A 10,889-nucleotide genomic window follows, 5' to 3' on the forward strand; every position below is an offset into this window, starting at 1 on the left:
CGCTTTGCTGCTTCATGCCTTCAAGGGAGAGCAGGAAGCATTGCGAGGACGGTTAACCGTGGTGACCACCGATCTCAACCTGCATAAGTCGATCCCGATCCCGACCGATCTGCGCCATGCCTTGCTTGATTACGCCAAATCACAGCATTGACGACCCCGCCTGTCTGTATCCAGGGAAGCGTTCATGACCAAACCGGCCCGTGCCGTCGATTATGAGGACAGGGATCTGCCTTCCAGCATCCCCGCGATGCCTGCCGATCTCCACGCGCATCTGCCTTATCTCCTGAACAGGCTGAGCAATCGCTGGAACCTCGATCTCAGCCGGGATCTCAGCGAGCATGGCATCAACAACACCGTGCTGCGCGCTCTGTCCGTGCTCTACATCCACAAAACGCTAACGGTGAACGAGATCGCCAGCTATGCGGTCGTGGAGCAATCCAACGCCAGCCGGACGATCGACACGATGGTGACGGCCGGCCTCGTCAAACGCCAGATCGCGGCACATGATCTTCGCCGGCGCGAAGTCGGCCTGACGCCCAAGGGCGAGGCTCTCCTGCGACAGCTCTGGCCGATCATGATCAGCAATCATCAAAAGCTGATCCAGGGTATTCCTGAAAAGGACCTGAAGATCGTTCTCGATACGCTGCTTGCCATGATCCACAATGTCGGCGAAGGGCCGATCTGACGCGATCAGCTCAAAGCCTTTTGCCGCGTTTCATGGTCGATGAACCCGGCCATCACGGCACCCAGCAGAAGAAAAAAGGCGAAAAGCCCGATGGCTCCAACAAAGCTTTGCGCGATGACGATTGTCATGAGCGAAGGCGCCAGCAAACCGCCGAAGCGGGCCATGGCGCTCGCCGCACCCATGCCGGTTGCACGGCTCTCCGTCGGGTAAAGCTCGGGCGTGAAGGCGTATAGAGCGCCCCAGGTACCGAGCAGTGCAAAGCTCATGATCAGGATCGAGGCGGCGATCATTATGGCGTTGCCGGCGATCACGAACAAGGCGCAGGCCAGCGCGCTGAGAAGAAGAAAGCCAACGAGCGTCGGCTTGCGGCCCCAGGCTTCGACGCCATATGCGGCCAGCGCGTAGCCGGGGATCTGCGCCAGCGCGACGATCACCAGGAAGCCATAGCCGCGCACGAAGCCGAAGCCTTCGCCAGCGAGGCGCGCCGGCATCCAGGTGAAGATGCCGTAATAGGAAATGGAAACAAAGAACCAGACCAACAGCATGGCAATGCTGCGGCGGCGCAAGGGGCCTGAGAAGATCCCGTCCGTCTTCGTGCTGGCTGGAGATTCAAGCGCGACATCGGCACCGAGTGGCGGCTGGCCGTTTGTGACCAGAACCTGATCCAGCACGGCCTTCGCCTCGGCCGCACGACCGGTCTTGAGCAGGTACATCGGTGATTCCGGCACCCACCAGCGCAGGAACACGCCGATCAAAGCGGGCAGCGCGGTGACCGCGAAGATCCAGCGCCAGGCATCAGCAACGCCATACACGCTGGCGGCCCAGGCGGTGAGCGCGACGATCACCGTACCGACGGCCCAGAACCCTTCCAGCATCACCAGCCAGCGGCCACGGTTCTTCGCCGGCAGGAACTCGGCCATCATCGCGTAGTCCACCGGCAGGGTTCCGCCGACGGCAGCACCGGTCAGGAAACGGAGAACCAGCAGCACCTCAAAGGATGGTGCGAAGACGGACAGGAGGCCGAAGATCGCATCGCAGCCGACGGTCACCAGCAGCACCCGGCGCCGGCCATGACGATCGGCGAGTTTGCCGAACAGGCTGGCGCCGATCAGCATGCCGAGAAAGAACATGGTGCCGGTCTGAAGGGCCTTGGGCACGGACAGGTCGAAGGTTGCGGCAATGGAGGCAGCGGTGAAGCCGACTGCCAGAACCTGCATGGCATCGGCGGCCCAAACGAAGCCGAAAATACCGAGAAGCCGGCGCTGGAAGGATCCCGCACCGGCTCGCCCGAGGATGTCCTCGACGGAAGTCTTCATGATCTGCCCTCGCCCGGAGATGACACGCACCCATCATCCCCCGGATGCGCGATCTTCAATGTACCGCTAGCGGCTTCGGCGTTTCATGTCGATTCCCATGTTGGGCTTGGATCCGAAGAAGACCCTCAGCCAGCCTGGTTCAAAGCGTCCAACTGCTGCAAGTGGGCAGCATCCAGCTCCAGGCCGGCGGCAGCGATATTGCTGCGTAGGTGGGCGCGCTTGGATGTGCCGGGGATCACCAGGATGTTCGGGCTGCGCTGAAGAAGCCAGGCGAGCGCAACGGTCTGGGATGTTTCGCCGAGGTCAGCGGCAACCTTGCTCAAGCCTTCCGCCTGCAAGGGCGTGAAACCGCCAAGCGGGAAATAAGGCACATAGGCGATGCCGGCTTCGGCCAGATCATCGATCATCGCATCATCGGTACGCTGAACCACGTTGTAGAGGTTCTGCACGCAGACAATTGGAGCAATGGCCCGCGCCGTAGCGAGCTGTTTCGCATCAACCGTGCTGATCCCGATATGGGCGAGCAGCCCCTCGTCCTGCATCTGGCGCATGGCCTGCATCGGCGCCACGATGTCATCGTCCGGGCCTCCCATGCGCAGGTTGACGATGGCCATCTGCTGCAAGCCGAGGCGCTCCAGATTGTCTTCAACGGACTTGCGCAGGAAGTCGGCGCCACGCTCAAGGATCCAGTCGCCCTTATCATTGCGCCAAGCACCGATCTTGGTGACCAGAGTCAGGCTGGCGGGATAAGGATGCAGCGTTTCGCGGATCAGGCGGTTCGTGACATAGGGTCCGTAGAAGTCGCTGGTGTCGATATGGTCGATGCCGAGATCGAGCGCTTCGCGCAGAACGGCCTTGGCTTCTTCGGGATCCTTGGGCTCGCCAAACACATGCGGACCGGCAAGCTGCATGGCGCCATAGCCCATGCGGTTGACGGAAATCGACGTGCCTGGAAAAGTGAAGCGCCCGGCAGCCGCGGCGTTGATGGTGGGTTGGGTCATGGTTGGTGTCCTTGTTGGCAGCCCGAAGATGGCTGATCGGATGACCGTTGATAATCCGCGTCGTGGCGAATAGGCTGATCGGCATGCCGAACAATGATCTTGCCGCTTCGCTCGATGATCTCCGGGTGTTTCTTGCGGTGGCCGATGCCAACGGCTTCCGCACGGCCGCCAAGCGGCTGGGACAATCGCCATCAACGGTCAGCGAAACGATCTCGCGGCTGGAGTTGCGACTTGGTGTGCCCTTGTTCAGCCGCACCACGCGCAGCATCATGTTGACCGAAGCCGGCCGCGCGCTCGCCATCCGCACCGCACCACTCCTGTCGGAAGCCCGTGCGGCGCTGGATGAGGCGGCGAGTTCGCAGAACACGGTGCGCGGCCGATTGCGGCTCAACGTGCCGGGCGCCGTGATGTTCGACATCCTGCCCCCGATCATCGACCGCTACATGGCGGCGCATCCGGATGTGCGCGTCGAGCTCGTGGTCGAAGACCGGCTGGTGGACATCACCGCGGCCGATTGCGACGCAGGCATTCGCTATGGCGAGCATCTGGAACAGGACATGATCGCTATTCCGATCGGTCCGCGCCAGCAGCAGGCGGCACTCGCTGCCGCGCCCTCTTATCTCAAGCGCCTCGGCATGCCGACGCATCCCAGCGAACTTCTCACTCATGACTGTATCCGCATCAGGATCAGCGGCGCAGCCGTCGGTGCCTGGGAGTTCGAGCGTGGCAGCGAGACCCTGACGGTCGACCCGCCGGCGCGGCTGATCATGGGCACGGCTGGCGCGATGGCTGCAATCGCTCTGGCAAAAAGCGGTCGGGGCTTGCTTTACACCTTCCGCAACTGGCTCGACCCGCACTTCGCTGATGGAACGCTCGTGCCCGTTCTGCAGGACTGGTGGCCGCGCTACGATGGGCCCCGCCTCTACTTTTCCCGCCGCTTCATGCCTGCCCCTTTGCGGGCCTTCGTGGATCTTGTGGCAGAGCAGCGATAGTGGCGGGCTTGTGCTCCCTTCGTCGAACTTGAGGCGAGCATATTAGCAATGTCATGATTGCGTCGTGTTCGCTCTTATAAACGAGAGTTCCGTGTCAGTTGGTTGAAGTCGATTGATGCTGAAGCCGCTGATGCAGCACTTGCCAACAAGGAGTATGCCATGGCGATGATGAAAGCTGCGGTCGCCCGAAGTTTCGGCGCACCGCTGGTGATCGAGGAGGTTCCGATCCCGCAGCCGGGTCCGGGCGAAGTTCTGGTCAAGATCGAGGCCACCGGCGTTTGCCACACCGACCTGCATGCCGTTGACGGCGACTGGCCGGTCAAGCCGATCATGCCGCTGATCCCCGGCCATGAAGGCGTAGGCTATGTCACCGCACTCGGCTCGGGCGTGGTCGACCTGAAGGAAGGCGACGCGGTCGGTATTCCCTGGCTGCACGATGCTTGTGGCCACTGCGAATACTGCCAGACAGGGTGGGAAACGCTGTGTGAGCAGCAGCACAACAGCGGCTATAGCGTGAATGGCACCTATGCGGAATACGCGATCGCCAGCGCGCCCTATGTCGGCCACCTGCCCGCCAACCCCGACTTCCCGACCCTGGCGCCGATCCTGTGCGCCGGCGTCACCACTTACAAAGGGCTGAAGGAAACGGAAGCCAAGCCCGGCGAATGGGTGGTGATTTCCGGCATTGGCGGGCTCGGCCACGTCGCCGTGCAATATGCCAAGGCGATGGGCCTGCATGTCGCGGCGCTCGACGTGTCCGACGACAAGCTCAACCTTGCGCGGGAACTCGGCGCCGACGTGACTGCCAACGCGCTCACCGAAGATGCCGTCGCCAAGATCACCGATGCGACCGGTGGCGGCGCGCATGGCGTGCTGGTCACGGCCGTCTCGCCCGCAGCGTTCGGCCAAGCGATCGCTTGTGCGCGTCGTCGTGGAACGGTTTCGCTGGTGGGCCTTCCGCCCGGCGATTTCCCGACGCCGATCTTCGATGTCGTCCTGAAGCGCATCACCGTGCGCGGCTCGATTGTCGGAACGCGCAAGGATCTGGCGGAAGCCTTGTCCTTCGCCGCTGAAGGCAAGGTCCGCACGACGGTCGCTGTCGAGCCGCTGTCAGCCGTCAACGACGTGTTCGATCGGCTGCGCAAAGGCAAGATCGAAGGCCGCGTGGTTCTGCAGCCTTGATTTGCGATGAGGGCCCGTCGTTCAGGCGGGCCCTTCTTCAGTGGTGCAGACTGGAAAGAAAGGCGCTTACTCGATGTCAGTCTCGTAGGACGACAAAGCATCGGTCACGGCTTGATCGCGACGGTGCAACTGCTTCAGGCTTTCCAGTTCGGCATCGGTGCCCGTGCAGAACTTCGTCACGCCTTGCTCGATCTCGGCGCCGCGCGCTTCGTCATAGGCTTCCTCGTTGCGGAAGTGGTCGCATTGGTCGCGCCGTTCCATGAAGGTGCGCACGTCCTTCGGCATGGCTGCAAGATCAGCCTCTTGAGCAGAGCCGATGCCTGACCCGGCGAGCAGAAAGATGACAGCAAGCGCTGCTTTGCCCGTTACTGCACAGGGCCGCGCGAGTTGCTGGTGCATGTTCGTCTTCCTCATTCTCTGATCGGCTCTTGCGGCGTGGCGGCGACGGCCTCGTTTTCGCTTGTACGTCTCAGCCGAATCCGAACGCCCTTGACGGCAGCCCTCAGCGCGAAGGCCGTCGGCAGAAACAGGAGCGCGATCCAGCCAGCCAGTTCTGCCGCCCAGAACCAGCGAAAGCGCAAGTCGATGAAGGACGGCGCGCCGTTGTCGTCGAAGTAAGGATCGAGGGAGATCAGCACGAAAGCCGAGGCGTAGCAAAGGAGAAGACAGGCCAGAAAGAAGGCGAGGCCACCGCGTACGCCTCGCACCGATCCTGCCCGTACAAAGTCTGCAACAACAGCAATGGTGCTGGCCACCAAAAACAGTGGAAAAAGCAGGATCATCATCCCTGCTTCATTACAGGTTTGTGCCCATGCTGAACAAGCGCGTTTACCTGGGGCGTGAAGGGTGGCCTCGCTCCATGCGACAATCTTTGTCACACGACCGAAGGCATCGCGAAGTAGAACGCGTTGAAAATCGACGCTTTCATCTTTACAGCCAGCATCAAAGCTGGTGGTTCTGCAAGTAGACGGTTTTGCCGTCAGACGCCTAGCATGAGCAGTACAGGACGACGATGCCCACCCGGAACCACCTCTTCTCAGCGCTGGTCGTTGGGTTCGCCGTCTTTCTGACCGGTTGCAACAACGAGGAAAGCCAGGCCAACGCGTCGGCGGGACCATCGGCAGAGCAGATCGAGATCGCCAAGCACAACGCCTATGTCAAAGCCGCCAGCGTCATGAACGGCAGCTTCAACGAAACGCTTGATCGTCACGTCCAAAAATATGCCAATCGGCTGGCAGGCACCGAGCCGCTGGATGAATACGAGGTCGTTCGCGCCTTCGACGTCACCAACGTGAAGTCGGCCCTCAATGAGGCTATTGTCAAGGAAGGCTCGATCCCCGAAGTCGACCAGACGGCCAAGGATTATGCGGCTGCGGTGACAGCGTTCGAGCCCGTCAACAGCGACCTGGCCAACTATGCTGAGACCAAAGGCTATCTGTCGGATGGCGGCGAGAAGGCTCGCGAGAAGGATGCTGCTTTCGTCGAAGCCTTGCAGAAAGTGGCGGTCGCCGAAGCGGCATTCTTCACCAGCATGCAGGCGCGCGACGACAAGCTGACGCGCGACGCCTTCGAGACGGCGCCGGAAGGCAGCCTGGAACGCTACCGCGCGGGCGTCATCTTCTTCGGCAAGGAGGCCATGACCGGTCTGAACGCTATGTTTGCTTCACCGCAAGACGCGAAAATTCGCGCCGACGTGAAGTCCAGCTTGAATCGCCTCGCAGAAATGGCGGAAGGCTGGGACAAGAAGCTTCGCGAAGGCGGCGCGGAAGGGTGTCCGACAAAGCTCAACGCGATGAACAAGGTCATCGCTGCTGGCCGCTCAGCCCTCAGCCGCGCAGAAAAAGGCGACTACAGCCGCGAAGACAATTCCACCGCGTCATACGACCCTGCCCAATTCGACAGTCAGCAGCTGAACACGGACTACAGCTGGATGATCAGCACCTTCAACGCCAATCTCTGCTGACCGCATCGCGACGCACACCGTTCGCCGCGTTGCCTTTCCCTTCTTTCAACCCTGGAGATGCTTGAATGATCAAAACCTTGCTTGCTGCCGCCTTCGCCGCGCTGGTCGCGACCACATCCTTCGTGTCGGCTCAGGAAGCCGGCCTGGCCGAGCGCCGCGCCGTGGCTGCCTATGAAAAGGAGCAGTATCCTGCCCTGCAGAAGAAGATCCAGGACGCTGCCGGCTTCCCGGTTCCGATCACCGTCGACTGGCTCAGCCTCGCATTGCCCGGCGAGACGGAATACTACACCCACGAAGAGTTCTTCCTGAAGACCATCTTCGAGCCACTAGAACTGGCGATGAAGGAGGTCGCGCAGGACGACATGGGCAAGGAAGCGCTCAAGGCCAAGCTGAAGGCGATCACCATCCATTATGCCGATGGCGGCATTTCAGCTTCCGATTACAAGCAGCGCGTGAAGTTCGAAGACGGCACCCTCGACATCAACTTCCGTCCGTTCACCAACGGCGCGGACGTCAAGGATCGCGCAGACGCGATCACCGAAACGCTGAGCGCCAAGCTCTAAGCATTGAGCCCGGGCTGGAACACGGCCCGGGCGTTTCCCTGTCAGGCGTATTTGCGCCAGTCGTGCTCTTGCTTGAAGCCGAGCACATCGCGAATCTTCCGGTTTGAAAGCGGCGCCTCGAAGCCGGGAATGGGCTGCGTGATCGGCGTGTTCGGCGCCCACTGGCGCAGGAACTCTTCCGTCGGCTGATCCGCCGTGATCGTGTCGTTCACGGCATTGAAGACCTGGAAGCCGAGCCCGTCCTTGATCAAGGCGAGGTGCACGATCTGGCCCAGATCGCGCGCATCGATATAGCTCCACGCATTGCGTTTGCGCATCGGCGGGTTCTCCGCATAGGTGCGGAACGGTCCATATTCATCCGGTTCGATGACATTGCCGATGCGCAGCGCATAGATGTCGGCGCCGGTGCGATCGGCGAAAGCGCGCGCGGTGTTCTCGTTGCACTGCTTGCTGAGACCGTACGAGTCCATCGGATCGATGGGATAATCCTCATCCAGCGGGAAGCGATGAAAATCCTTGTCGCCCTCGGCAAAACACACGCCATAGGTCGTTTCCGACGAGGCGATGATGATCTTGCGGATGCCAAGCTTCACCGCCGCTTCGATGACGTTGTAGGTCGACATCACGTTGTTGCGGAACGTCTCGTTGTCGGGCTTCAGCAGCACGCGCGGAACGGCTGCGAAATGCACGACGGCATCGACCTTCGCCGGACCTTGCCCTGTTTCGAACTCGTCCTGGCTGAAATGCATGGACAACGCGTTGAAGACCTGGCCTGAGTCCCTCAGGTCAACGTCCAGCGTGTTGACGCCCTCATAGTCGAGCACCTGGCGATCCAGGTTCAGGATCTCATGCCCACCGCGCTCCTTTAGCCAGGGAATGACATGACGCCCGGCCTTGCCGGATCCACCAGTGAAAACAACGCGCATGGAGGGTCCTCCCGGGATCGGTGATTGCTGATGCGACATAGGGCGGGCCGGACGCCGGCACAGGGCTGCTCAACTATTGGCTGAACTTGGCGGCGCGTCCCAGCGCGGATCGGGATCGGCTTCCCGCAGGCGGTAGCCCACCCCGGTCTCCGTCTTGATGTAATGCGGATCGTCCGGGCTTTGCTCGATCTTCTGCCGGAGCTGGCGGACATAGACCCTGAGATACTGCACATCCGTCGGCCCGCCCCAGACCTGCTTGAGGAGGTGCTGATGGGTGATGACCTTGCCGGCGTGCTGAACCAGAATGCGCAGGATGTCGTATTCCTTGGGCGACAGCTTCACCTCGCGCCCGGCCAGTCTGACGATGCGCTTCACCAGATCGACGGATAGATCCCCGGTCTGGAAGATCGGCCGTTCGCCCTGTTGCTGCAGCTTGTGCCGCAGCCCGACGCGGATGCGGGCCACCAGTTCTCTCGTGCCGAACGGCTTGGTGACATAGTCATCCGCGCCAAGCTCGAGCGCGCGCACGATGCCTGCCTCATCGGTGCGGCTGGACAGGATGATGATCGGCAGATCGAGCGGCTCCGCGCGCCAACGTTCCAGCAGATCATGGCCTGACATATCCGGCAGACCGAGATCGAGCAGGATGAGGTCTGGGGCCTCCTGCTTGACCAGAACAAGCGCCTCGCGCGCATTTGGCGCTTCGATCAGCACATAGCCTTCTGCGGTCAAACCCACGCGCAGCAGCTTGCGGATGGCCGGTTCGTCATCGACAACCAGGATCTTGACGGCGGACTGGGTCATTGAAGGCGTTCCGGAACCTGCTGGGGATTGAGTGGCATCTGAATGGTGAAGACTGCGCCGGAACGATCCGTCCGGTTGCCAGCCTTGATGGTGCCCCCGAGTGCTTCAACGAAGCCGCGGCAGATCGCAAGGCCGAGCCCGGTGCCAGCGCGCACATGATCGGTTTTCCGCACACGGTGAAAGCTGTCGAACACGCGTTCGAGATCTTCGGCAGGGATGCCCGGCCCTTCGTCGATGATTTCCAGCAAGATCGAGCCGCCGCGATGTAAGCCCCGGATGAGAACCAGCGATCCCTCCGGCGCATATTTGGCGGCATTGTCGAGGAAATTAAACAGGACCTGTTCGAACAGCACCGGATCGAGCTTCACCATCGGCAGATCGGCGGGGATCTCGATGCGTGTCGTGTGCTTGGCTAAGATCTTGTCGGCGCGGCGCAGTGCGCTGCCAACGATATCGCCGACATAATGCGGTGACATCGTCGGCTGCATCGCGCCGGACTCGATGCGCGTCATGTCGAGCAGATTGGCGATAAAGCGATTAAGGCGCTCGGATTCGTCCACGATCGTGCCGAGCAGATCGGCGCGGTCGCCATCCGTCATCGCTTGCGGATAATCCCGCAGCGTTCCGGCAGCACCCATGATCCCTGCCAACGGCGTTTTCAGGTCATGCGAGATGGAGGTGAGCAAGGCTGAGCGCAGCTTGTCGGCTTCGGCGACCAGTTGCGCCTTATCGACATCGGCCACGAGCTGGGTCCGCTCGATCGCCACCGCCGCCTGATCGTTGAGGGCATCGAGCAGGCGTTGCTGTTCGGGCGTGAGCAGCGGGCCCTGCTTGTCATTGTCGAGACCCACGACGCCGATCGGCATGCGGCCGGTACGCAGGGGTAGATAAAGACGCTTGGCGCCGGGCAGCGTGTCGGCCCCTCGCCCTGCAGGCCGGTTGTGTTCCCACGCCCAACGCGCGGCCGCGATATCGGCATCCACCAGCGTATCGTCGGGCGGATAGCCGGCGCGCACGGCGATCGTGTCGCCCTCGGGAAGCAGGATCACGACGCGCACCTTCAGCATGGCCGCGATCTGATGCGCGGTGGCCCATAGCACGTCATCCAGCGTGCCCGTGCCGGCAAGCTTCTTGGAAAAGAGGTAGAGGTCTTCCGTGGTGCGGGCGCGCTGCCGCGCGGCCATGGCCTGCCGATGCACCCGCCCCGTCAGGTTGCTGGCGATCACCGCCACGCCGAGAAAGAAGCCGAAGGCGATGACGCTTTCAGGATCGCCGATGTCGAGCGTGTAAAGCGGCTGCAGGAAGAAGAAGTTGAAGGCGAGCGCTCCGACAAAGGACGCAAACAAAGCCGGCCAAAGCCCAGCCGTCACCGCCGAGGTCAGCACTGCCATGAGGAAGACGAGCGCGATGTTGCGGACATCCAGCACCCGCGACAACAGCGTGCCGACGCCAACGGC

Annotated in this window: 12 protein-coding genes; 5 read left to right on the forward strand and 7 right to left on the reverse strand. The window is 61.8% G+C overall.

The window, feature by feature from the left end:
• Positions 1–184 precede the first annotated feature (184 nt).
• Positions 185–685 (forward strand): MarR family winged helix-turn-helix transcriptional regulator, encoded by a 501-nt coding sequence (locus tag RTX98_RS15020; protein ID WP_312797613.1) that lies wholly within the window; start codon positions 185–187, stop codon positions 683–685.
• A 5-nt stretch (positions 686–690) separates the two neighbouring features.
• Here the strand turns inward: RTX98_RS15020 and RTX98_RS15025 are convergent, their stop codons facing one another.
• Positions 691–2,001, reverse strand: coding sequence for an MFS transporter (locus tag RTX98_RS15025; RefSeq protein WP_416223137.1), 1,311 nt, complete (start codon positions 1,999–2,001; stop codon positions 691–693).
• Positions 2,002–2,126: 125 nt separating this feature from the next.
• Positions 2,127–3,002, reverse strand: a complete 876-nt coding sequence (locus RTX98_RS15030) for an oxidoreductase (protein WP_312797615.1) — start codon at positions 3,000–3,002, stop codon at positions 2,127–2,129.
• Between the two features lie 83 nt (positions 3,003–3,085).
• Between RTX98_RS15030 and RTX98_RS15035 the strand changes: the two genes are divergently transcribed.
• Together RTX98_RS15035 and adhP are read left to right on the forward strand one after the other, a co-directional pair.
• The gene (locus RTX98_RS15035; RefSeq protein WP_312797616.1) at positions 3,086–3,994 is read left to right on the forward strand and encodes a LysR family transcriptional regulator; all 909 of its coding nucleotides are present in this window, start codon (positions 3,086–3,088) and stop codon (positions 3,992–3,994) included.
• Positions 3,995–4,153: 159 nt separating this feature from the next.
• The gene (adhP, locus tag RTX98_RS15040; RefSeq protein WP_312797617.1) at positions 4,154–5,176 is read left to right on the forward strand and encodes an alcohol dehydrogenase AdhP; all 1,023 of its coding nucleotides are present in this window, start codon (positions 4,154–4,156) and stop codon (positions 5,174–5,176) included.
• Positions 5,177–5,242: 66 nt separating this feature from the next.
• Here adhP and RTX98_RS15045 read toward each other — a convergent pair whose 3' ends face one another.
• Positions 5,243–5,575 carry a hypothetical protein gene (locus tag RTX98_RS15045; protein ID WP_312797619.1) on the reverse strand — a complete coding sequence of 111 codons (333 nt, stop codon included), beginning with the start codon at positions 5,573–5,575 and terminating at the stop codon, positions 5,243–5,245.
• A gap of 11 nt (positions 5,576–5,586) precedes the next feature.
• The gene (locus RTX98_RS15050) at positions 5,587–5,961 is read right to left on the reverse strand and encodes a hypothetical protein (protein ID WP_312797621.1); all 375 of its coding nucleotides are present in this window, start codon (positions 5,959–5,961) and stop codon (positions 5,587–5,589) included.
• Positions 5,962–6,188: 227 nt separating this feature from the next.
• On the opposite strand from RTX98_RS15050, the gene RTX98_RS15055 reads away from it, so the two are divergent.
• Positions 6,189–7,139, forward strand: coding sequence for a DUF3829 domain-containing protein (locus tag RTX98_RS15055; RefSeq protein WP_312797623.1), 951 nt, complete (start codon positions 6,189–6,191; stop codon positions 7,137–7,139).
• Between the two features lie 65 nt (positions 7,140–7,204).
• Positions 7,205–7,702: a hypothetical protein gene (locus RTX98_RS15060; protein ID WP_312797624.1), complete on the forward strand. Its 498-nt coding sequence runs from the start codon at positions 7,205–7,207 to the stop codon at positions 7,700–7,702.
• Between the two features lie 41 nt (positions 7,703–7,743).
• Here RTX98_RS15060 and RTX98_RS15065 read toward each other — a convergent pair whose 3' ends face one another.
• The 3 genes from RTX98_RS15065 to RTX98_RS15075 form a co-directional block, all read right to left on the reverse strand.
• Positions 7,744–8,628 (reverse strand): NAD(P)-dependent oxidoreductase, encoded by an 885-nt coding sequence (locus RTX98_RS15065; RefSeq protein WP_312797626.1) that lies wholly within the window; start codon positions 8,626–8,628, stop codon positions 7,744–7,746.
• A 69-nt stretch (positions 8,629–8,697) separates the two neighbouring features.
• Positions 8,698–9,432, reverse strand: coding sequence for a response regulator transcription factor (locus RTX98_RS15070; protein WP_312797628.1), 735 nt, complete (start codon positions 9,430–9,432; stop codon positions 8,698–8,700).
• A partial coding sequence (locus RTX98_RS15075; protein ID WP_312797630.1) for a DUF4118 domain-containing protein occupies positions 9,429–10,889 on the reverse strand: 1,461 nt, incomplete at its 5' end. The genes RTX98_RS15070 and RTX98_RS15075, both read right to left, overlap by 4 nt.

This window comes from Tianweitania sp., assembly GCF_032053605.1.
Classification (GTDB): domain Bacteria; phylum Pseudomonadota; class Alphaproteobacteria; order Rhizobiales; family Rhizobiaceae; genus Tianweitania.